This window comes from Rhizobium oryzicola, assembly GCF_030504645.1.
GTDB classification, from domain to species: Bacteria; Pseudomonadota; Alphaproteobacteria; order Rhizobiales; family Rhizobiaceae; genus Neorhizobium; species Neorhizobium oryzicola.
Window position 1 is genome coordinate 1,213,508 of the sequence record NZ_JAUKWQ010000001.1, and the last position, 22,536, is coordinate 1,236,043.

A 22,536-nucleotide genomic window follows, 5' to 3' on the forward strand; every position below is an offset into this window, starting at 1 on the left:
ATTGTTATCGGATACAGGTTTCACTCTGCGTTAACAAGTATTTCGGGGTATGCACGCTTGCTCTTGGTCTGATTTCCCGTCACTTTTCGTTGCCGGCTGTATCAATGGCCGGCGATTTCATCCCATACGGAGAAAGTTGTGCCAGTTCGATCCATCTGCGCCTATTGCGGCTCCCAGCCCGGTCGTGATCCAGCCTATGTTGCAGCCGGCAGAAGCCTCGGCAAATCCATTGCCACCCATGGCCTGCGACTCGTTTACGGGGGTGGCACCAAGGGTATCATGGGTGCGGTCGCATCCGGCGTTCTCTCGCACGGCGGTCAGGTCACCGGAATCATCCCTGAATTTCTTGTCGATATGGAGGCAACCCGCCATTCCCTGGGGCAGCTCAACGAGTTGATCATCACGGCCGATATGCATGAACGCAAACACAAGATGTTCGAGCGTGCGGATGCCTTCGTGACGCTTCCCGGCGGCATCGGCACATTGGAAGAGATCGTCGAGATCATGACCTGGGCGCAGCTAGGCCGTCACGGCAAGCCGATGGTGTTTGCCAATATCGGCGGCTTCTGGAACCCGATGCTGGAATTGATCGATCACATGAAGGCGCAGGGCTTCATCCACAATGCCAATCTGGTGAAGCCGCTCGTTATCGACAATGTGGACGATATCGTGCCGGCCATTCTGGACGCCTGGGCGGAGCAGGACATTGACGAAGGACGTCAAGAGGTTATCGACAAGCTTTGAATCGATCCCTGATGACGATCCGTCAGCTGCGGGCGCGGTAGGCCTGCAGCATGGACCAGCTGTAGAGGCCGAGTGCCGACCAGATCAGCACGAAGGAAAACAGCTTCACCGGGCTCATCGGTTCCTGGAATACGAAAACCGCCAGCAGGAAGATGATCGTCGGCGTCATGTACTGCATGATGCCGATGGTCGACAGCCTGAGCAGCTTGGCGGCATTGGCGTAGATCATCAGCGGCACGGCGGTGGCGAGACCGGCCGAGGCCAGCAGCCAGGTGTCGGTGGTCGTGCCGTGGGTGAAGTGCCCGATGCCGCTGCCTTCCAGCCACAGGATATAGGGGAGGGCGGGAACGCTGAGGATCGCCACCTCGAGGAAGAAACCCTGATTCGGTCCAACAGGCAGCGTCTTGCGCAGGAAGCCGTAAATGCCCCAGCTGAAGGTGAGCGTCAGCGAAATCCAGGGCAGCCGCCCCGCATCCCAAGTCAGGATGCCGACGGCCACGAAGGCGAGCACGATGGCGCCCATTTGCACAGGCGCCAACCGCTCCTTCAGGAGGATGGCCCCCAGCAGGATGCTGAATAGCGGATTGATGAAATAGCCGAGCGCTCCTTCGATCGCATGCCCGGAGCCAACCGCGTAGACGTAGGTGCACCAGTTGATGGTGATGAGGCTGGCCGTGACTGTTGCCATCACCATGGTGCGCGGCGATTTCAGCGCTGCCCGAATGTCGCCGAACCGGCGCGTTACCAGCAGGATCAGGGCCGCGAAGGGCAGGGACCAGACGACGCGATGCGCCAGCACCTCGAACGGGGAGATGTGGCCGAGCGCCTTCAGGTACAGCGGAAGAACGCCCCACAGGCCATAGGCGGCCAGTGCATAGGCAAAGCCCTTGGGCGAATCGCCGGAGTGCTGCTGCACGGTTGCTGTTTCTGTCGCCATCTTATGTGACCCTTTGCTGATTGAGGCTTCCATAGGCTCGATTGGCTATCCAAGCCAATTCATTCCGTTGGGGTTCGCATCAATCCTATTCATTCCAGGGGTCACTCCGCCGCGATGCGGCCCGCCATATCCCGGTTTTTCATCAGCTTGTAGACGATCGAATCGATCAGCGCCTGGAAGGAGGCATCGATGATGTTTTCCGATACACCGACGGTCCACCAGCGCGTCCCTTCGCGATCAGTCGATTCGATCAGAACGCGGGTGATGGCCTCGGTGCCGCCGTTGAGGATACGCACCTTGTAATCCACCAGTTCCAGATCCTCGATCTCCGCGTTGAACTTGCCGAGATCCTTGCGCAGCGCCAGATCGAGCGCATTGACCGGGCCGTCGCCTTCGGCCACCGACATGATCCGCTCTCCATCCACCACCAGCCGCACGACCGCTTCCGAGACAGTCTTCAGCTGGCCGTTGGCGTCGAAACGCCGCTCCACCATTACGCGGAAACCGTCGATATCGAAGAAATGCGGAATGGTGCCGAGCGTGCGGCGGGCCAGCAGTTCGAAGCTCGCGTCGGCGCCTTCATAGGCATAGCCTTCCGCCTCGCGCTCCTTGACGATCTGGATGAGCTTGTCGAGACGCGGGTCGTCCTTGCCGACCTCGATGCCGCGCCGCTTCAGCGCGTTGAGGAAGTTCGACTTGCCGCCCTGGTCCGACACCATGACCTTACGGAAATTGCCGACCTTTTCCGGCTCCACATGCTCATAGGTCTTCGGGTCTTTCAGCAGGGCGGATGCATGGATGCCGGCCTTCGTGGCAAAGGCGGATGCGCCGACATAAGGTGCCTGATGATCGGGCGAGCGGTTCAAGAGCTCGTCAAAGGCATGCGAGAGAGCGGTCAGCCCGGTCAGGCGCTCGCGGTCGATGCTGGTCTCGAAGCGGCTGGCATAGGCCTGCTTCAGCGAAAGCGTCGGGATCAGCGTCACCAGATTGGCATTGCCGCAACGCTCCCCGATGCCGTTCAGCGTGCCCTGGATCTGCCGCACACCGGCTTCCACAGCCGCCAGCGAATTGGCAATCGCCTGGCCGGTATCGTCATGGGCATGGATGCCGAGATGGTCGCCCGGAATGCCTGATGCAATCACGGCGCCGACGATCTCGCGCACTTCAGATGGCTGCGTGCCGCCATTGGTGTCGCACAGCACCACCCAGCGCGCCCCGGCCTCGTAAGCCGTTTTGGCGCAGGCCAGCGCATAATCCGGATTGGCCTTGTAGCCGTCGAAGAAATGCTCGCAGTCGATCAGCGTCTCACGGCCTGATGCCGTGACCGCCTCAACGCTGTCTCTGATACACTCGAGGTTTTCCTCGTTCGAACAGCCGAGCGCCACCCGCACATGGTAGTCCCAGCTTTTGGCGACAAGACAGATGGCATCGGTCTTGGATTGCAGAAGGCTAGCAAGACCGGGATCGTTGGCGGCCGAAATGCCCGCCCGCTTGGTCATGCCGAAGGCAACGAATTTTGCGGCATTCGTGCGTTTGGCTGCAAAGAAGGCGGTGTCGGTCGGGTTGGCGCCGGGATAGCCACCTTCGACATAATCCAGGCCGAACTCGTCCAGCAGCTTGGAAATGGCAATCTTGTCCTCGACGGAGAAATCGATGCCGGGCGTCTGCTGGCCGTCGCGCAGTGTCGTGTCGAAGAGATAGATTTTTTCTAATGCCATGTCTGTGCCTCTTGTTGGCAAATCGGTCTTCAATATCTGCCCCTTATCCGGTTGCCGACTGGTACCATTGGGCCATGGTATCTCTAGGAGGTAAAACCCCCTCTGGCTGCCGCCATCTCCCCCACAAGGGGGGAGAAGACCTGCGGCACCGTTTCGCCTTGATTGAGGCAGAAGCATTGCGGCAGGTTAAGTCCCTCCCCCTTGTGGGGAGGGGTTGGGGAGGGGAATTCTACGCGCTCTTGCCCGCAAACTTGTCCGTCGCCCGGATCAGCTGATCCAGAATACCGGGATCGGTCAGCGCGTGGCCGGCGCCCTCCACGATCTTCAGCTCCGCATCGGTCCAGCGCTTGGAAAGCGCCCAGGCATATTTCAGCGGGCAGGGCATGTCGTAGCGACCATGCACGATGACGCCTGGAATGCCTTGAAGCTTATGCGCATCGCGCAGCAACTGACCTTCTTCCAGCCAGCCCGCATTCATGAAGTAGTGGTTTTCGATGCGGGCAAAGGCGATGGCATAATGGTCCTCGCCGAAATCCTCGATCTGCTGGAGGTTCGGGATCAGCGAGATGGTCGCGCCTTCCCACTGGCTCCAGGCGCGGGCAAAGCGTAGTTTTTCGCCTTCATCGGTGCCGGTGAGGCGGTGATGATAGGCGGCCATCATCTCGTGGCGCTCATTCTCCGGCACGGGCTCGATGAACTTTTCCCAGCGGTCGGGATACATTTCCGACACGCCGAACTGGTAGTACCAGTCGAGCTCGGCCTTGGTCAGCGTGTAGATGCCCCGCACGACAAGCTCCGTCACGCGATGAGGATGGGTTTCTGAATAGGCAAGCGCCAGCGTGGAGCCCCAGGAGCCGCCGAACACCATCCACTTCTCGATGCCGAGCATTTCTCTGAGGCGTTCGATATCGGCGACCAGATGCCAGGTGGTGTTGGCCTCAAGGGAGGCATGCGGAGTGGAGCGGCCGCAGCCGCGCTGGTCGAACAGCAGAACATCGTAGAGAGCCGGATCAAAGACGCGCCGCTGGTTCGGGTTGCAGCCGCCGCCGGGGCCGCCATGCAGGAAGACGACGGGCTTTGCACCCTTGGTGCCAACCCGCTCCCAGTAGATGCTGTGGCCATCACCGACATCAAGCATGCCGGTTTCATAGGGTTCGATCTCGGGATAGTAGCTGCGCAGTTCGCTCATGTCTTCAGTCCTTCGGCGGCCATTCGGCCGTGTCGTGATCGGGGTGCTGATAGCTTTCGACCGCCGCCCATTTCGCCTCATGCTCGGGGCTGGAAAATTGCGGCTTCTCGAACAGATGGTCGATCCAGGGTAGGCGCTTGCCGTAATTGACCTGGATTTCCGGTTCGATCAGTTCCGGGTGGTCGAAGGCACCGATGGCGAGTTCCACACCCTCATCGGATTGATAGGTCAGTGGCGTGCCGCATTTGCCGCAGAAGCCGCGCTTCACCTTGGCGGAGGAGCGATAAAGGCTCGGCTGACCGCGCGTCCAGGTCAGATGCGCCTGATCCGCCGTGACCAATGGCGCGAAGAAGCCGCCGAACTGCTTTTGGCACATGCGGCAATGGCAGATGGAGGGGCGGCCGAGCTTTTCCGCCCGGAAACGCACCGCGCCGCATTGGCATCCACCGGTGAATATGCCTTGCATCGTCATCGCTACGGGTCCTTCTTCGGCCAGTCGGTGGTATCGTGGTCCGGGTGCTGAAAGGAAACGAGATCCTTCAGGAAGGGGGCTTCCTCCAGATCCTCCTCGGTCGGGTGGCCGGGCAGCGACGGGATATTGTCCGCAAACGGAAGTTTCGCCTCAAGCCCGTATTGCAGGTTCGGTGCAACGGCTGACGGATCGTCGAACGCGCCGTGGGCAATCGCTATCCCGTCCGGCGCTTCATAGGTCAGCGGCGTGCCGCAATCGGCGCAGAAGCCGCGTGCGACCGCATTGCTGGACTGGAAGATCTTGCGCTCGCCCCGGGTCCAGCTGAAGGCCGCACGGCGAACGGAAACCAGCGGAGCGTAATAGGCGCCAAAGGCTTTCTGGCACATGCGGCAGTGGCAGACGGAGGCGCTCAGTTCACCCTCGGCCCGAAAGCGGATCGCGCCGCATTGGCACCCGCCGGTGTGGATTGTTGTCATGTTCGTCTCCTCCCGCCTGTCCCCGCCTTCATTCAGCTCGCTGCACAGCTCTTCGTGTCCACATTGCCCCCTCATCCGCCCTTCGGGCACCTTCTCCCCGAGGGGAGAAGGGACGGATGACAACCGCCTCACACGCATCTCAAACTTCTGCGTCTGCTTCGTCTGCAGTGCGGTCTTGTCGGCGATGAGGCCGTTTCTCCCTTCTCCCCTTGGGGAGAAGGTGCCGGCAGGCGGATGAGGGGGGTGTTCAGACAACTTCCACCCCAACCGCTGCCAACATGGTCCTACCGCTTCAGCTCCCAGGTGGTCACCCGCTCGCCGGTCTCCTTGTCCTTACCATCCTTCAGCTGGATGCCCTGAGCGGAGAGCGAGTCGCGGATCTTGTCCGCCTCGGCGAAATTCTTCGCCTTCAGCATTTCAAGCCGCATCTGCACCAGCGCGTCGACGCCAGCGGCGATCGCCTCGTCCACTTCAGTCGCTTTTGGCAAAAGGCCAAGCAGATTGGCAGAGGCCGCAAAACGCGCCTTGGCATCGGCATCATGATGCGAGGCCTGTGCCAGCGCATGAATGGCCTGCACGGCGGCAACGGTATTCAGGTCGTCGGCCAGCGGCTCCAGAACGGTTTCGCATGGGGCGGCATTGCCGGGCTCGACCACAGGCCATTTCGCCAACAGCCGTTCCGCCTCTTCCAGCCGCTTCACGGAAAAGTCGATCGGCTCGCGATAGTGCGTCATCAGCATGGCAAGGCGCAGCACTTCGCCCGGCCATTTGCGGCCGCCAAAAGTTTTCGTTTCCAGCAACTCATTGATGGTGACGAAATTGCCGTCCGACTTCGACATCTTGCGGCCTTCGACCTGCACGAAGCCGTTATGCATCCAGACATTCGCCATCACATCGGTGTCGTAGGCGCAGCAGGATTGAGCGATCTCGTTTTCATGATGCGGGAAGATCAGATCCAGCCCGCCGCCATGAATGTCGAACTGATGCGGGTGTGCCTTGGCCTTGGGCGACAGCCGATCCTTTATCTCTTCCCACAGATAGCGGTTCGACATGGCCGAGCATTCTATGTGCCAGCCCGGACGGCCATAGATAGCAAAGTTCTTGCCTTCGAAGAGGAAGTCGGCAGCCCAGCCCGGTTCGGTGTCGGCGGACTGCTTCCACAGCACGAAGTCGCCAGGGTTCATCTTGTGCGCTTCTACCGCCACGCGCGCCCCTGCCTGCTGGTCCTCCAACCGGCGCTTGGAGAGCTGCCCGTAATCAGCCATGGAGGCGGTGGCAAACAGAACTTCATAGCCCTCGGAACCCTTTGCAACATAGGCATGCCCCTGGGTCAGAAGGCGCTGGATGATCGCGATCATCTCAGCAATGTTGTCGGTCGCGCGGGGCTGATGCGTAGGCTCCAGGCAGCCGAGCGCCTTCACATCCGTCTGGAACTGGCTTTCCGTCTTGCCCGTGACGGCCCGGATCGCCTCGTTGAGGCTCATCGAACCATCGGCAATCTTGGGCCCAAAATCCCGCAGCGCCCGTGCATTGATCTTGTCATCCACGTCGGTGATGTTGCGGGCATAGGTGACATGATCAGCGCCATAGACATGCCGCAGCAGACGAAACAGCACGTCGAATACGATGACGGGGCGCGCATTGCCGATATGGGCAAAGTCATAGACTGTCGGGCCGCAGACATACATCCGCACGTTTTGCGGATCGAGCGGTTGAAACTCCGCCTTTTCCCGTGTCAGCGTATTGTAGAGCTTGAGCGTCAGGCTCATCGACTGTCTCCCGAAACAGATGGTGACCGGCCCGGACCGGTTCCCGTGTCTTTCAGCATTTCGAGAGACGCGAACGGCCAAGCCAGCTATGCGCTAGCGAATAATTTTCCCGCAAATGATGCAGAGGCCGTTTTTCATGACTTGACCTTATGGCGCGACACCTTTGCAAGGTCAAGGGGAGGGTGGAGAGAAGTCTTAAAGCCCGACGTCTTGGATTCTGCCGCTATCAACCATGACCTAAGCTTCATTTGAGTTGTCGGAAGTTTTCCGGCTATGCGGGAGATCCAGGATTTCGTTTCAAGGTTCCCGCCAGCATGCCTACCCGCTCCCTTCCTCTTTTTCTCCTCGCATCCGCCTCGCTTTTGCCAATCGCTGCCGGTGCCGCCGAAGCGCCCGTGAGCACGCAATGGGGCATGGTCAGCGAACCGCAAATGCCCTCGACAATCTGCGCAACGCTGAAAGCTGACATCGTTTCCCAAAAGGGCTCGGTGGATGCCTATGATGCCGATGGCCGCAACACCCATCCCGATCAGGCGCGCATCCAGTCGGCGATTGATCAGTGCAAGGGCGGGGCGGTGAAGCTGGTGGCGGAGGGGGGCAAGGATGCCTTCCTCACCGGCCCACTGAAGCTGAAGAGCCATGTGACGCTCTGGATCGACAAGGGTGTGACGCTGTTTGCCTCCCGCGACCCCAAGGATTACGACAATGGCCCCGGTGATTGCGGAATGGCCAATACGGTTTCCAAGAAGTCCTGTTATCCGCTCATCCACGCGGACAAGACCGAAGCGGCGGGCATCGTCGGCGAAGGCGCGATCGACGGGCGCGGCGGTTCGCTGCTGCTCACAGGCCCCAATGCGGGCAAGCGCTCGTGGTGGGACGTCGCCTGGCAGTCGAAGCAGGGGCTCATCCAGCACAATCCGCGCCTCTTGCAGATCGATGGCGGTTCGCATTTCACGCTGTATGGAACGGCGTTCATGAACAGCGCCAACTTCCATATCGTTGCCGATGGCGTGAACGGGGTCACTGCCTGGGGCATCCGCATCCTGACCCCGAATCAAGTCTATACCGTGCCGGATTATGCCTGCCCCAAGGGAACGACGCCGGACAAGCTGACGCCTGCCACCTGCATCACGCCGGATACGGTGAAGAATACCGATGGCTTTGACCCCGGCCAATCTTCCGAGGTGCTGCTGGCCTATAGTTTCATCAGCACCGGCGATGACAATGTGGCAATCAAGGCCAGTGCGCGCCGCCCGGCGGCCCACATGACCTTTGCGCACAATCATTTCTTCTACGGACACGGCATGTCGATCGGATCGGAAACCGCCTCCGGCGACGAGGATATCCATGTCTACGATCTCTCGCTGGATGGCTTCGACAGCCCGAACGGCAATGGCATCCGCGTGAAGTCCGACAGTTCGCGCGGCGGCAAGGTGACCGGCGTTCTGTTCGAGGATGTATGCATGCGCGGCCAGCGGGCACCGCTGGTGTTCGACACGCGCTATTCCGACGCCAAGGGTAAGGCCTATCCGGATTTTGCCGACATCACGCTGCGCAACATCCATATCCTTGAGGATGTGAAGCACCCGCAATCCGTGCTCGTGCTACGCGGCTGGCGGGACGCAGAGCGGATGCTGCCGGTCAATATCCGCTTCGACAACGTTGTTTTCGAAGGCCGCCAGCCGCGATTGGCCGGTGCGCCAAAGCCGGATCAGGAACCGAAGCCGATTGCCGCCAATGTCACGCTGGGTCCCGGCCCGGTCAGCTTTGCCGACCAGTTGAAGGCAGATGAGGTGGCCAAGGTGACGGTCAAGGACGAGCGGTCGGGCAAGGCCGCGCTTCGGGATTGCTCCAACGCCTTCCCGTCCTTCAAGTCTGTCATCCCGGGGGCGCCGATTTAAACAATCGGGTTCGGACGACCCGGAAACGGCACCAGCCCCAGCACCAGCGCGCAGCCTGCTATGATGACGCCTGCGCCAGCAATCTGGATGAGCGTCAGTGGTTCATCCAGAACCACGGCGCCGACCACGACGGCAACGATGGTCACGGCAAATTCTACGCTGATCGCCCGCGTCGGACCGATGCTGCCGACCAGACCGAAATAGAGCACATAGGTCAGCGAACTCATCAGCGCGGCGAGCGCCACGAGGTTCAGATAATCCAGCGGCTGCGGCACGGTCGGTACGGGCACGGCCAAGACGAGGGGCAGCGCGATCACGCCGCCCGCCAGAAAAGCGCCGATCGTCACCTCCCATGAGCCGACGCCCTTGAGGTGACGGCTGGCATAATTGCTGCCGAAGGCGGCGCAAAAGGTGCTGAAGATCATCGCGCCGCAGCCCAGAATGAAGGTCTCATCAACAGGCACGGCGGGAAAGCCGACCAGCATGACGAGGCCGAGCGTGCCGAGCACCAGCCCTGCCACGCGCGGCGGCGTGATGCGCTCCATCCCCCAGGCGCTTGAGATCAGCATGGAAAACAGCGGTATGGTCGCCACGAAGATGGCGGCCATGGCGGTGCCGATCAGCGGCGTCGCGTAGGAGAGGCCGATCAACTGCCCTGCAACCGTCGTCGCCCCCACCACCGCAAGCGGCTTCCAGCCGGTGCCGAAATGCAAGCGGCGGCGCGTCAGCCGCGCCAGCGCAAACAGGATCAGCGCCGCGATGAAGCAGCGGAAGGTGACGGCGCCCACCCAGCCAAAGGCATGCACCACCTTCAGCAACAGCAGGAAGGACAGTCCCCAGGCAATGGCCAGGAACAGATAGGCAGCGATATCGCGGGGGCGCATAAGGAGAGCTTTTAGTCGGTTAGTGGGATTCTACCAGTTCGATAGAGGCTGTGTTCAACAACATCGCTCTGTCTATCAGCGTCAAGCGGTTAGTCCGGTTGTCCTAGATCCATCCACTGTTGCATTGCGTCGACCACGTCAACGGTCGGGTATTGGCGAATGTCGTCTTCAGATGCCCCAGCCGCTGTTTCGCGAGACCAATACCACTGTTGAAAGACAGCATAACGGCTTTCAATCAGCGTAGCCCCCTTGGGCGGGGCGTCTGCCTGCCTTACCAACCATCCTCTCACTTTCCGGATCGCGATCTGGTAATCGTTGCTATGCGCTTCGATGTCCCACCCTGCAATATCCGAAAGACATTTCTGGTAGTCATACCGCCGCTCTTCCAGGACAAGGATGCATTTACTGCACAGCGGCTCGGACCCGAATGTCTTGCAGCCGTAATCGATCCCGAGTTCGAACGGCATGTTCATGCGCGCGAACTCGCCTTTGACATTTGCGCGGTTGCGACTGAGATCATGGATGCCGTACTTGGATGTGCGTATGATGTCGTCGATGCGACCAAGTCTATTCAACGCATTGTCACCGTTCTGCGGCGCCAGGCGCGGACGGAACCCAAGAAATGTAACGGTGAATGCGATTGCCTGAAGAATGGGAGCGTAATGCTCATCGAACGGGCAATTGATAAACACCGAACGTTCGAACATAAAGCTAACGTCAGCCTTTGCTTAACGTCGGATCGGTTCCGAAACTGCTTTTCTCGCGAATGCGCCCGTCACGGCCATGGATGTAGAGTTCCGTCCCGTGCGACCTCGCAATGTCGCGCGCGGTCTTGATGGCTTCGTCCTGGGTCGTATGAAGGCTCGTCGCGCGAGACGCACCTGCGCTCAGCACCCCCCACTTACCTGATCTTGGCACCACGTGCTGTGCTTTTGACTTTGCCATCGCTCTCATCCGTTCCCGTGCTTACAAATATAATCTAGGCGCGCTCCCGCTGCCAGAGCCTGAGGGAAGGTTCTGCCATTTGATTATCGAAATTCTCACCGAGTTCGAACGTCCAATTCCGTTTCGCCCGTTATTCCGGCAGGCGGTAATCGACGAACTTATTCTGCCGCACGATGAAAAGACGTCCCGTCTCCGTCATGTCAGGCGAACAGAGCGGCACAAGCTTCTGTGCCACTTCGGATGGATGGGGCAAGGTGGTCGGGTCTTCGCCCGGCATGGCCTGCGCGCGCATGGCGGTGCGGGTCGCGCCCGGATTGACGTTGATGACCCGAAGTTTCGACTGCTTGGTTTCTTCCGCCCATGTGCGGCCCAGCATTTCCACCGCCGCCTTGGAGGCAGCATAAGCACCCCAGAAGGGGCGGGCATCGGTGGCAACGCCTGAGGACAAGAGCAGCGCGCGGCCGGCGTCGGATTTCAGCAGCAGCGGCTCGACCGAGCGGATCAGCCGCCAGGTGGCGGTGACATTGGTCAGCATCACCTTGTCGAACACCTTTGCCTCGATATGACCGACGGGCGAAATGACGCCGAGGATGCCGGCATTGGCGACGAGAATATCGAGCTTGCCCCAGCGCTCGTAGATGGAGCCGCCAAGACGATCGATGGCGGTCATGTCGGTTAGATCAAAGGGAACGAGCGTAGCCGTGCCGCCGACAGCCTTGATAGCATCATCCAGTTCTTCCAGCCCGCCAACGGTGCGGGCGCAGGCAATCACATGCGCGCCGGCCTTTGCCAGTTCCAGTGCGGTGAAGTAGCCGATGCCTCGCGACGCGCCGGTCACCAGCGCGAGCCTGCCCTTCAGATCGATCGTCATTCTCGTCCCATTCCGCAGTGTTCAGAAAACACCGACATCCCATGCGTTCATTCGCGCGAGGATTGTCATAGGCAGGGGACTGGCGCAAGTGCCGGATTGCCGCGGTGGGCTATCGGTCATTTTCTCGGCGTCGATTGCTGCGCTTGGTGCCGTCATAGAAACCGGGCGGTTTCTTGGAAACCCAGGCGACGAATTTTTGCATCTCCTCATGGGAGAGCAGGGCTTCAACGGTGAAGTAGGTTTTTTCCAGCTCCGCTTCGCTGAACAGCGCATGGATCTGCCGGTGACAGATGCGATGGAGGGCCTGCGTTTCGCGCCCGCCACGGCTTTTCGGCACGAGGTGGTGCTCGTCGCTCTGATCCTCGGGGATCGCCCGGCCGCAGAGAGGACAGATCTGCGGCTCGGGCTTCTGGTACCAGGAGACGATCTCCTGTCTGTGCTTGCGCGCCATGAGGCGAGCCTTTAGCCGTTGCTCGCCATCACGGAGATCTTGCGGCCCATCGCTTCGCCATCCTTGTCCAGAAGGCGGGTCGGGTAGTCACCGGTGAAGTAATGGTCGGTGAACTGCGGACGGGCCGGGTTGCGATCCTCGCCGCCCACTGCGCGGTAAAGCCCGTTGATAGACAGGAACGCCAGCGAGTCGGCGCCGATATAACGGCACATGGCTTCGGCGCCGTCATACTGGTTGGCCAGCAGCTTTTCCGCGTCCGGCGTATCGATGCCGTAGAAGTCAGGGTAGAAGATCATCGGGGAAGCGACGCGCAGATGCACTTCCTTGGCGCCTGCATCGCGGATCATCTGCACGATCTTCAGCGAGGTCGTGCCGCGAACGATCGAGTCGTCCACAAGGATCACGCGCTTGCCCTCGATCATCGCCCGGTTGGCTGAATGCTTCAGCTTTACGCCGAAGGCGCGGATCTGCTGCGTCGGCTCGATGAAGGTGCGGCCCACATAATGGTTGCGGATGATGCCGTATTCGAACGGAATGCCGCTTTCCTGGGCGTAACCGAGTGCCGCTGGCGTGCCACCATCGGGAACGGGAACCACCACATCGCCCTCGACCGGCGATTCCTTGGCAAGGTTGATGCCCATGTTCTTGCGGGCGACATAGACGCTGCGGCCGCCGACGACCGAGTCAGGGCGTGCGAAATAGACATATTCGAACAGGCAGAGGCGTTCCGGCTGGATATTCGGTGCCTTGCGCTCTTCGATCGCGATCGAACCGTCCGGCTGGATTTCGCAGATGATGACTTCGCCATTTTCCACGTCGCGAACATACTTGGCGCCGATGATATCAAGCGCACAGGTTTCGGAACAGAAGATCGGCTTGCCGTCCAGTTCACCCATGACCAGCGGGCGGATACCCGTGGGGTCGCGCGCCGCGATCAACTTGGTGCGGGTCAGCGCCAGCATCGAATAGCCGCCTTCCATCTGGCGGATGGCGTCGATGAAACGGTCGCTGGTATTGGTGTAACGCGAGCGGGCAATCAGATGCAGAACCACTTCCGTATCTGATGTGGATTGGCAGATGGCGCCACCGGCGATCAACTGGCGACGCAGCGTCAGGCCGTTCGTGAAGTTGCCGTTATGGGCAACGGCGATGCCGCCCACTTCGAGCTCGGCAAACAGCGGCTGGACGTTGCGCAGCGCCACTTCGCCAGTCGTGGAATAACGGGTATGGCCGATCGCCATGTTTCCAGGCAGTTTCGCGAGCGTCGCTGGATTGGTGTAGTGGTCGCCCACCAGACCCATGTGCTTTTCCGTATGGAACTGTTTTCCATCGAAGGAAACGATACCGGCTGCTTCCTGGCCACGATGCTGGAGCGCATGCAGGCCAAGCGCGGTCAGAGTGGCTGCATCCGGGTGCCCGAGGATGCCGAAGACGCCGCATTCTTCGTGCAGCGTGTCGCCATCCATATCGTTGGCCATGTCATCGGAAAGAGTATGCGAAACCGGCTGAATCATCTCTGCTGGCCCTTGGCGTGCTCGAAAAAACAGAAATAGGCCGGCAGGGGCTTGTTCGCCATATCCCTCATCCGGCCTTGGTGGATCTTCTATAGCATAGTTGGGAACGCTTGGCTTCCCATACAATCGCACGAAATCGTCAATTGTTTGTCACATTGCCCGCAGGCGCATCGTCAGACGGGGCCTGTTCGCCATTGTTGTTCTGTTGGTTCTTGTTGCGAAGGCCGGTGATGCGAGCGCGGATCTGGGGCTCGATATCTGTTGGGAGAACCGCTTCCAGACGCCCCACCAGCCCATCAAGGAAAGGTTTCGACTTGGCATTGGTGATCCAGACCGGCTGCGAGCGGATATCCACCAGCCAGTTCCAGAAGGCGACCGCCACCACCAGAAGCAGGATGCCGCGGGCTGCACCGAACAGGAAACCGAGCGTGCGGTCCAGCGCGCCGATGCGGCTGTCGATGATGAAATCGGCAATGCGGGTGGTGATGAAGGTGATGATGATCAGTGCGATCAGGAAGATGGCACCGGCGGAACCCGCCAGAGCAATGCGCTCATCCGAGGTGTAGTTCTTCGCATAGGGCAGAACGATCGGGTAGAGGTAATAGGCAGCGGCAATCGAACCCGCCCAGCTTGCGATCGACAGCACCTCCCGGGAGAAACCGCGCACCATGGCGAGAACTGCCGAAAACAGCGTGACGCCGATGACGATGCCGTCAAAAATCGTAATGGGCATGTATGAACGACTCCAGGAGATGAAGGAACGGCCGCAGCGTGTGCCACGTAGACCATCGTGGCCCCTCTTACATCAGTGTGCTCGCCTGTTAAAGATCAATCCTCATCCGCTTTCTTCCCCAGCTTCTTCGATGAACCGGCGATTTGCACAACGAGATCGGGAAGGCTGCCGATTTCGTTCCAGCGCTTGCCATTGCCTTTGGGCAATTCCGCCGAGGAAGCGGGAAGAGAAGCGGTGGAAAAGCCAAGCTTCTCCGCTTCCTTCAGGCGCTGCGGCGTCTGTGACACTGGGCGAACGGCCCCCGACAGGCTGACTTCGCCGAAGTAAACGCTCTCGGAGGGAAGCGCGATGCCTGCCAGTGAGGAAACCAATGCTGCTGCCACCGCCAGGTCTGCCGCAGGTTCGGTGATCCGGTAGCCGCCGGCCACGTTCAAATAAACATCATGCTGACCCAAGCGCACGCCGCAATGGGCCTCCAGCACCGCGAGGATCATGGAAAGCCGCGCCGAATCCCAGCCCACCACGGCGCGACGGGGCGTGCCGAGGGAGGTGGGCGCCACCAGCGCCTGTACTTCCACGAGCACGGGGCGCGTGCCCTCCATGCCGGCAAAGACTGCGGCTCCCGGCGACTTGGCATTGCGCTCGCCCAGAAATAGCTCCGAGGGGTTGGAGACGTCGCGCAAGCCAATGTCGGACATTTCGAACACGCCGATCTCATCGGTGGGCCCGAAGCGGTTCTTCACCGTGCGCAGGATGCGGTAGTGATGTCCGCGGTCGCCTTCGAAATAAAGCACGGCATCGACCATGTGCTCCACCACGCGGGGACCGGCGATCTGGCCCTCCTTGGTGACATGGCCGACGAGAACCATGGCGGCTCCCGTCTGCTTGGCAAAGCGGATCATGGCCTGCACGCCGGTGCGCACCTGGGTGACCGTGCCGGGTGCCGAATCGACGATATCGCTCCACAGCGTCTGGATGGAATCGATGATGACGAGATCGGGCCGTTTGCCCTCCGCAAGCGTCGCCAGAATATCTTCGACGTTGGTTTCTGCCGCCAGCAGCACGTCGGACGAGGCGGCACCTAGCCGCTGCGCGCGCAGGCGCACCTGCGCCACTGCCTCTTCGCCCGAGACATAGATAATCCGGTGTCCGCGATTGGAAAGGGCCGCCGCCGCCTGCATCAGCAGCGTGGATTTGCCGATGCCCGGATCGCCGCCGACCAGCACCGCCGAGCCGCGCACGAAACCACCGCCCGTCACCCGGTCCAGTTCGCCGATACCGGTCTGGATGCGAGGCGCCTCTTCCGTTTCGCCGGAAAGGGTGGTGAGTGCCACGGCGCGGCCCTTCTTCGGCGTCTTGCCGGGTCCGCCGCCAATGCCGCCCATGGGGTCTTCTTCGACGATGGTGTTCCACTCGCCGCAGCCATCGCATTTCCCGGCCCAGCGGTTATGCACCGTGCCGCAGTTCTGGCAGACGAATTGGGTTCTGGGTTTTGCCATGGCGAAAGTTCAGTCTTCTTGTTGTTCTTCGGCGAAGAAATCGGCGGAAATGTTCTGGTGACCGTGCAGCACGCGCAGGATGATCACCTCGTCCGGCGTGGTTCGAAAAAAAAGAATGCGGGATCGATAGGCAATGCTGCGCACGTTAAAGGCCAAGTCGCTGCGGTCGCGCCCGTTCAGGCCAAGTGTGGCAATCGTTCGGGCTTTCGATTCCAGCTCGACAATCAGCCGGTCTGCCGCAGGTTCGTTCAAGTCAGCAAGATACCGATAGGCCTGCGCCAGATCGGCCCGCGCCATATCAGTCCAAAGAAGACGCCGTGCTTTAATGGCCGTTGCCTTTCATTGTGCTTCGGCGTTCGGCAGGGATTTTCGCTGCAAGCTGTCGCACGTCATCCAAGAGGTCGGCCGCTGAAGCGTATTCGCGCACCCGACCGGCATCGGCATCGTCGAGGCCTCGCTGCACAAGTCCACGCAGCTCTTCTCTTTCTTCGTCATCCCGTTCCAGCAGATGCAAGCCAGCGCGTACGACATCTTCAACGCTGCGAAACGCACCGGTCTTGAGCTTGCGCTCGATAAAGGCCTGTTCTTCCTCGGTCAGGTGGATCTCGGTCATTTCGATCTCCTTTTGTTCTCTTGTATAGCCTAGCCATTCAAGGCTGACCAGAGGGAAGCTGACCCTAAACCCTAAAGATCGCCTTCGCCGAAATACTGCCGCTCATAGCGCAGGCCGAGGCTGGTCAGCAGCTCATAGCCGATCGTGCCTGCTGCACGCGCTACCTCGTCCAGGGCCATGTTAGGACCGAAGAGTTCGATATAGTCACCGGCTTGCGCGACAGTGGCGGGCAGGTCGGTGACGTCGAAGATGGTCAGGTCCATGGTGATGCGGCCGATGACGGGAATGCGGTGGCCGTTGAGGAAGGCATGCGCACTCTGCGGCACCGCATTGCGCAGCGGAATGCCGGAACCGGAGAGGTTGCGGAGATACCCGTCCGCATAGCCGACGGCGGCAATGGCAAGACGGCTGTCGCGGGTGAGGCGATGGGTTGCGCCGTAGCTTACGGTTTCGCCGGCCTTGGCGGTGCGGATCTGCACGATGCGGGCTTCCGCCGTGGCAACCGGCCGCATGGGATTGGCTACGCCGTTGACGGCCTCGCCGCCGTAAAGCGCAATGCCGGGCCGCGTCAGATCGAAATGATATTCGGACCCTAAGAAGATCCCGGCGGAGGCGGCGAGACTTGATTCAATACCTTCGAAAGCAGCGCTAACCTGCCGGAAAGAATCGAGTTGCTGGCGATTTGTTTCGGAAGACGGCGTGTCTCCGCTGTGGAGGTGCGAGAGTACGAGAACCGGATCGAAGCTTGCCGGGCGCGAGACGTCATCGGCCAGCGCCAGCGCATCGGCCATGGCAAGCCCAAGGCGGTTGAAGCCGGTATCGACCTGCAGCGCGCAGGGGTAGGGGCCGCGCTCCGATATGACGGACATCCAGAAGGCCAGCTGCTCTTCGGAGGCAAGCACCGGCACCAGATCATTCTCGAAGAAGATCTCCTCTTGGCCGGGCCAGATGCCGGAGAGAACGAAGATCCGCGCTTCCGGAGCGTATGGGCGCAGCGTCGCGCCTTCGCTAGCGGCTGCCACGAAGAAATCGCGGGCGCCGGCATGATAGAGAGTCACCCCGCAATCCTCGATGCCGAGGCCATAGGCATCCGCTTTGACGACGGCACTCGCCCGGGCCTTGCCGGAGCGGTGGGCCATGTCGCGCCAGTTGTCGGCGAGAGCCTGCAGATCGACGGTCAGACGCAGCGGTGCGAAATCGAAGGGATCGGTTTCAACCAGGTCATCGCGTCCGTCTGTCATTATTTCATCCTTCGGTATCCAAGCGGCGAGCATGTCGGTAAAAACTGGCAGATCGCGTTGGCGGACACTAACACTTTTGTCGCGCGCGGAAATGATGATCGGCGGAAATCTTCGCTCATGCACAATGTTTCGAGGTGCGGCGCATCAAGGACTCCGTTCCCTCGATTCGGAAACCAAAGTCTTTGCTCCCGCTCGCAAAGCTGTCACATGGCTTGTTTAGAAGCGATGCCTCTTGCCGACAGGAAACAACGCCATGCAGAACCATCCCGCCATCGTCATCGAGGGTGCAACAGTCGTTTTCGCGAATCGCCTCGCACCGGCAGCTATCCGTTTCGAAGATGGGCGCATCACCGCGATTGACGGAGCGCGTGACGGCGCAACCGTCATTGATGGGCGTGGTCATCTTCTTGCGCCCGCTTTCGTGGACATCCATGGCGATGCCTTCGAGCGGCAGATCATGCCGCGTCCAGGCACCATGCTGCCGGTCGCACCGGCGCTACTGGAAACCGATCGCCAGCTCGCCGCCAATGGCATCGCGACCGCCTATCATGCGCTGACACTCAGCTGGGAGCCGGGCCTGCGTTCGGTGCAAAATGGCCGGGCCGTCGTCTCGACGTTGAATACGCTCAGCCCGCGCCTGACGGTGGACAACCGGGTGCAGCTGCGCTGGGAGACCTTCTGTTTCGAGGCGATTGACCTGATCCGCGAAGCGCTCAACGGGCCGCATCTTCCGTCAATCGCCTTCAACGACCATACCTCAATGCTGCTGCTCGACCCGGCGGTGACGATGCAGGAGCGACCCTTTGAACTCGATCCTGCCTATCCGGCGCTGGAACCGGAAAACCCGGTCTTTGAGCACAAGATGAATGAGCGGGCCAAGCGCGCCAAGATCTCGCCCGCGCAGATGGTTGAACTCTTCAGCGCCATCTGGAAGCGGAGACCTGAGGTGCAGGCGGCGATCGAGGAGGTGGCAGCCCTTGGCCGGGCAGCCGGAGCACCCATGCTCTCCCATGACGACAGCCAGATCCAGACGCGCGATTTCTACCGCGAACGCGGCGCGCGCATCAGTGAATTTCCCATGAACCGCCGAGTGGCAAAGGCTGCCCGAGACGCTGGCGATTTCATCGTGTTCGGTGCGCCGAACGCCACGCGTGGCGGCAGTCATCTGGCCTCCATCGGTGCCGCGGACATGATCCGCGAAGGGCTGTGCGATATCCTGGCGTCCGACTATTATTACCCGGCCATGCTGCTTGGGTTGGCACGCTTGAAGGCGGATGGCGTGGGCTCAATCGAATCCCTTTGGCCCTTGGTCTCGGCAAATCCGGCCCGTGCATTGGGCCTGACGGATCGCGGTGTTATCGAGATCGGCCGCCGCGCCGATCTGGTGCTGGTCGAGTGGCCGGAAGGGGATGCGCCGGTCGTGCGCCGCACTTTCGCTGCTGGACGGGAAGCCTATCGGGCCGTGCCTGCCGGCAATTGATGGGTTCGGCGTACTGCCAGAGGGTAGATCGCACGGAAGCCCGCATCTTCCAGTTCCACCAGATGGCAGTCGACGCCGTAGATCTCGGCAATGACCTCAGGCGTGATGACATCCTCTGTCCTGCCATGATGCATGATTGCCCCGTGCCGGAGGATGCCCGTCTTGGCCGCATAGCGCGTGGCGAGGTTGAGGTCGTGCAGGATGGCCAGCGTCACAATGCCTTCTTCACGCGTGATGGTCTGCACCACATCAAGCATATGCAGCTGATTTGCCAGGTCGAGCGCCGAGGTCGGCTCGTCCAGCAATAGCAGCTCCGGCTTGCGCACCAAGGCCAGCGCCAGTCCCACCATCTGCCGCTCACCACCGGAAAGCCGCGAGGGTTCCATGCGCGCAAATCGCATCAGGCCAAGCCGGACCAGCAGTTCCTCAGCGCGGCGAAAGCTGTCGGCCTGAGCCTTCCAGCTGTGCCGGCCGCCATTCTGCGCCAGCACCATCAGTTCAAAGACGGTCATCTGCAAATCGAGATGGGCGAGGTCCTGCGCCACATAGCCCACCTTCTTGGCTCGCTCCGCAGGCGAGGCAGAGACGAGATCGAGCCCGCCGAGATTTGCGGTGCCACGCGCCTTGCGCAAGCCGCACAGGCCTTTCACGAAGGTCGATTTGCCGGCGCCGTTCGGGCCAAGAATGGCGACAATCTCACCGGCTTCCGCGCTGAGCGAAGCCTCCTTGATAATGGCCTGTCCGCCAATGGCGACGGAGTAATCCTTGATGGTGAGGCTCATGCGATGCCGCTCCGCCGCTTGCGCAAGACAAGGAAGATGAAGAAGGGCAGGCCCGCGAGCGAGGTCACCATGCCAAGCGGCAGGACAGCGCCGGGCAGGATGATCTTCGTCAAAAGCGATGCTGCCGTTGCAAATACGGCTCCGACAGCCATGGTCGCGGCAATGGTGAAACGGTGATCCTCACCTGTCAGCATGCGGGCCACATGGGGAGCGACCAGCCCAATAAAGCCGACAATGCCGACCACCGCCGTGACGGCTCCTGCGAGCAGTGCTGACAGTACCAGCATGATGGCGCGGAGGCGCTGCACCCGAATGCCCAGTACCGTCGCCTGCTCGCCAAAACTGCGCAAGGCCGTCAACTGCCACGCATGAAACAGAACGACCGGTAGGACCGCGACGCAAACACCAGCCGAAATCGTCACCTTCAGCCAGGTGGCGCGCTGCAGCGAGCCCATCAGCCAGAAGACGATGCTCTGCAATTGATCGACGCTTGCCGTGTACTGGACGAGGGACAGAAGCGCGCTGAAGACGAAATGCAGCGCAATTCCGAGGAGGGTGATGACCTGCACATTGCCGGCGCCCTGGGAGAGGCCGAGCACCAGTGCGACGGCGAGAAGCGCGAAAATGAAGGCGTTGGCGGCCGTCATCAATTCGGCAGGCAGCAAGGGAAAGAAGGCGGCAAGCCCTATCCCGCTGCCGATCATCAGGGCCGCGCCAAAGCCGGCGGCCGAGGAGACGCCGAGCGTAAAAGGTTCGGCGAGCGGGTTATCCAGAATGGTCTGCATCAACAGGCCCGCCAGCGACAGGCTGATGCCGGTGATGACCGCCATCAGCGTCATCGGCATACGCAGGTTCCAGACGATGAACACAGCGCCTGGATCGGCATGGGCGGGATCGAAAAGGGCCGCCAGCACCTGTTTCAGCGTCATGGTGCCCGAGCCAACCATGATGTCCGCCACGGAAATGGATGCCGCCCCGAGAAAGAGGGCGGCAATGACAGCAATACGGATCATGACCGTCGCGTCATAGTGCAGCTGATCATCGCCTGGCGCTTCGATGGCGGGATGCACGGTCATGATGCCGCCTGTCTTACTTTTCGCCAAGCTTGGCCGCAAACACCACGCCGTCGCTACCCAGGCCCGTCATGCGGGTCATGATGGTGTTGAGGTCAGCGTCCGGGTCGATGGCCTTGGTCTCGGCGGGGTGGAACACCTTCGCCATGTATTCGATGGCGTAGATGTTCCAGACGCTGGAATAGAGCTGGTGGTACAGTCCATACACCGCACCGTCCTTGACGGACTTCAGATGCTCGAAGCCCTTGCGCTGAGAAAGGCGCGTCATTGTCGCGTCGATTGCCCTGCGGTCGGCGCCGAAGCCGAAGGACGGCGAAGTCGCGGCCGGATCGGCAAACGGCGTGCCGCTCAGCATATAAAAATCTGGCTGGGCGGCAATCAGGCTTTCCAGCATCACGTCGCCAGTGCGGCCGTTCAAGAGCTTCGTGCCGAGGTTATCGCCACCGGCGGCCTCGACCAGCTTGCCCCAGTAGACATCGCCATGGGTAAAGCAGCAGAATTCCGGACCTTTGCGACCGGCGAGTGCTTCGAAGAACACTTTTGGCTTGGCCGTGCCGGCAATCGCATCCTGCAGCACCTTCTGGCGGGCGCGATAGAAGTCTACGTATTCCTTCGCTTCGGCTTCGCGGTTCAGCACCTTGCCCAGCAGTTCGACGGTTTTCGAGGCATTGACGGCTGGTTCCATTTCGCTGTCGATCATCACGACGGGAACGCCAAGGCTCTTCAGGCTTTCCAGCACATGCGCATCTTCCAGCGCCTGTTTGACGCGAGAGTGGACGACCACCAGATCCGGCTTGGCCGCAACGATCTGCTCCATGTTCACCTGGCCGTCATCGCCGAATTTCATGTCGACGGTCTTTGCCGCAGATTCCGGCCACTTCTTCGAGAAGCTGGACCAGCCCTGCTTGTCGGACCGATCCAGAATGTTGTTCCAGACCACAATGCGCTGCAGCGGGTCCTGCCGGTCGAGAAGGGCAAGCGTGAAGAGGTCGCGCCCATCCTGAAGCACGATCCGCTTCGGCTCTGACTTGATCTCGACGCTGCGGCCGGCCAGATCCGTCACGGTCAGTGGATAATCCGTGGCATGGGCCGATATGGAGTGCAGAGCAGCTGCGGCCGCAAGGCAGGCCAGCCGGAGGGACGATACGATCTTCATGGATTTAAGTCCTTGAGAAAGGGAGGCTGAGAAATTGGTGTTGGTGCATTGCAATAGCGGAGGTGCTTCTCGCGCTTGAACATGAACG

Annotated in this window: 23 protein-coding genes; 3 read left to right on the forward strand and 20 right to left on the reverse strand. The window is 60.7% G+C overall.

What is annotated here, in order from left to right; translation table 11 throughout:
• The first annotated feature begins 138 nt into the window (after positions 1-138).
• Positions 139-744, forward strand: coding sequence for an LOG family protein (locus Q2T52_RS06045; RefSeq protein WP_302075751.1), 606 nt, complete (start codon positions 139-141; stop codon positions 742-744).
• A gap of 22 nt (positions 745-766) precedes the next feature.
• On the opposite strand, the gene rarD is transcribed toward Q2T52_RS06045, so the two are convergent.
• From rarD to cysS, 6 genes are all read right to left on the reverse strand, one after another.
• A complete protein-coding gene (gene rarD / locus Q2T52_RS06050) occupies positions 767-1,681 on the reverse strand; it encodes an EamA family transporter RarD (protein ID WP_302075752.1) in 915 nt (304 codons plus the stop codon).
• Positions 1,682-1,782: 101 nt separating this feature from the next.
• Entirely contained in the window at positions 1,783-3,399 is a 1,617-nt protein-coding gene (gene cimA / locus Q2T52_RS06055) for a citramalate synthase (RefSeq protein WP_302075753.1), read from the reverse strand.
• 229 nt (positions 3,400-3,628) lie between these two features.
• Positions 3,629-4,588: a prolyl aminopeptidase gene (gene pip, locus Q2T52_RS06060; RefSeq protein WP_302075754.1), complete on the reverse strand. Its 960-nt coding sequence runs from the start codon at positions 4,586-4,588 to the stop codon at positions 3,629-3,631.
• A 4-nt stretch (positions 4,589-4,592) separates the two neighbouring features.
• Positions 4,593-5,054 (reverse strand): GFA family protein, encoded by a 462-nt coding sequence (locus Q2T52_RS06065; protein WP_436799503.1) that lies wholly within the window; start codon positions 5,052-5,054, stop codon positions 4,593-4,595.
• Positions 5,055-5,062: 8 nt separating this feature from the next.
• Entirely contained in the window at positions 5,063-5,536 is a 474-nt protein-coding gene (locus Q2T52_RS06070; RefSeq protein WP_302075756.1) for a GFA family protein, read from the reverse strand.
• Positions 5,537-5,820: 284 nt separating this feature from the next.
• Positions 5,821-7,305, reverse strand: coding sequence for a cysteine--tRNA ligase (gene cysS / locus Q2T52_RS06075; protein WP_302075757.1), 1,485 nt, complete (start codon positions 7,303-7,305; stop codon positions 5,821-5,823).
• Between the two features lie 314 nt (positions 7,306-7,619).
• Between cysS and Q2T52_RS06080 the strand changes: the two genes are divergently transcribed.
• Positions 7,620-9,206 (forward strand): glycoside hydrolase family 28 protein, encoded by a 1,587-nt coding sequence (locus tag Q2T52_RS06080; protein ID WP_302075758.1) that lies wholly within the window; start codon positions 7,620-7,622, stop codon positions 9,204-9,206.
• Here Q2T52_RS06080 and Q2T52_RS06085 read toward each other — a convergent pair.
• From Q2T52_RS06085 to alr, 11 genes are all read right to left on the reverse strand, one after another.
• Complete coding sequence (locus Q2T52_RS06085) at positions 9,203-10,090, reverse strand: DMT family transporter (protein ID WP_302075759.1); 888 nt, start codon at positions 10,088-10,090, stop codon at positions 9,203-9,205. The two genes, Q2T52_RS06080 and Q2T52_RS06085, sit on opposite strands and share 4 nt — an antisense overlap.
• A gap of 89 nt (positions 10,091-10,179) precedes the next feature.
• Positions 10,180-10,797, reverse strand: coding sequence for a hypothetical protein (locus Q2T52_RS06090; protein ID WP_302075760.1), 618 nt, complete (start codon positions 10,795-10,797; stop codon positions 10,180-10,182).
• Positions 10,798-10,807: 10 nt separating this feature from the next.
• Positions 10,808-11,035: a DUF2188 domain-containing protein gene (locus Q2T52_RS06095; protein WP_302075761.1), complete on the reverse strand. Its 228-nt coding sequence runs from the start codon at positions 11,033-11,035 to the stop codon at positions 10,808-10,810.
• Between the two features lie 130 nt (positions 11,036-11,165).
• Entirely contained in the window at positions 11,166-11,906 is a 741-nt protein-coding gene (locus tag Q2T52_RS06100) for an SDR family NAD(P)-dependent oxidoreductase (protein WP_302075762.1), read from the reverse strand.
• 109 nt (positions 11,907-12,015) lie between these two features.
• On the reverse strand, positions 12,016-12,357 hold the full coding sequence (locus Q2T52_RS06105; RefSeq protein WP_302075763.1) for an HNH endonuclease: 342 nt from the start codon (positions 12,355-12,357) through the stop codon (positions 12,016-12,018).
• Positions 12,358-12,368: 11 nt separating this feature from the next.
• Positions 12,369-13,871: an amidophosphoribosyltransferase gene (gene purF, locus Q2T52_RS06110; protein ID WP_436799491.1), complete on the reverse strand. Its 1,503-nt coding sequence runs from the start codon at positions 13,869-13,871 to the stop codon at positions 12,369-12,371.
• A 139-nt stretch (positions 13,872-14,010) separates the two neighbouring features.
• Positions 14,011-14,604, reverse strand: a complete 594-nt coding sequence (locus Q2T52_RS06115; protein ID WP_302075764.1) for a CvpA family protein — start codon at positions 14,602-14,604, stop codon at positions 14,011-14,013.
• Between the two features lie 95 nt (positions 14,605-14,699).
• Positions 14,700-16,103 (reverse strand): DNA repair protein RadA, encoded by a 1,404-nt coding sequence (radA, locus tag Q2T52_RS06120; RefSeq protein ID WP_302075765.1) that lies wholly within the window; start codon positions 16,101-16,103, stop codon positions 14,700-14,702.
• A gap of 9 nt (positions 16,104-16,112) precedes the next feature.
• Positions 16,113-16,400, reverse strand: a complete 288-nt coding sequence (locus tag Q2T52_RS06125; protein WP_302075766.1) for a type II toxin-antitoxin system RelE/ParE family toxin — start codon at positions 16,398-16,400, stop codon at positions 16,113-16,115.
• 25 nt (positions 16,401-16,425) lie between these two features.
• The gene (locus Q2T52_RS06130) at positions 16,426-16,716 is read right to left on the reverse strand and encodes a type II toxin-antitoxin system ParD family antitoxin (protein WP_302075767.1); all 291 of its coding nucleotides are present in this window, start codon (positions 16,714-16,716) and stop codon (positions 16,426-16,428) included.
• 71 nt (positions 16,717-16,787) lie between these two features.
• Positions 16,788-17,957, reverse strand: a complete 1,170-nt coding sequence (alr, locus tag Q2T52_RS06135) for an alanine racemase (RefSeq protein WP_302075768.1) — start codon at positions 17,955-17,957, stop codon at positions 16,788-16,790.
• Positions 17,958-18,210: 253 nt separating this feature from the next.
• Between alr and Q2T52_RS06140 the strand changes: the two genes are divergently transcribed.
• The gene (locus Q2T52_RS06140; RefSeq protein WP_302075769.1) at positions 18,211-19,437 is read left to right on the forward strand and encodes an alpha-D-ribose 1-methylphosphonate 5-triphosphate diphosphatase; all 1,227 of its coding nucleotides are present in this window, start codon (positions 18,211-18,213) and stop codon (positions 19,435-19,437) included.
• Here the strand turns inward: Q2T52_RS06140 and Q2T52_RS06145 are convergent.
• The 3 genes from Q2T52_RS06145 to Q2T52_RS06155 are packed head-to-tail and all read right to left on the reverse strand — an operon-like array spanning position 19,410 to position 22,448.
• Positions 19,410-20,219, reverse strand: a complete 810-nt coding sequence (locus Q2T52_RS06145) for an ABC transporter ATP-binding protein (RefSeq protein ID WP_302075770.1) — start codon at positions 20,217-20,219, stop codon at positions 19,410-19,412. The genes Q2T52_RS06140 and Q2T52_RS06145 overlap by 28 nt on opposite strands.
• The gene (locus tag Q2T52_RS06150) at positions 20,216-21,295 is read right to left on the reverse strand and encodes a FecCD family ABC transporter permease (RefSeq protein ID WP_302075771.1); all 1,080 of its coding nucleotides are present in this window, start codon (positions 21,293-21,295) and stop codon (positions 20,216-20,218) included. Before Q2T52_RS06150 ends, Q2T52_RS06145 begins: the two co-directional genes overlap by 4 nt.
• A gap of 13 nt (positions 21,296-21,308) precedes the next feature.
• Entirely contained in the window at positions 21,309-22,448 is a 1,140-nt protein-coding gene (locus tag Q2T52_RS06155) for an ABC transporter substrate-binding protein (protein WP_302075772.1), read from the reverse strand.
• Positions 22,449-22,536 lie beyond the last annotated feature (88 nt).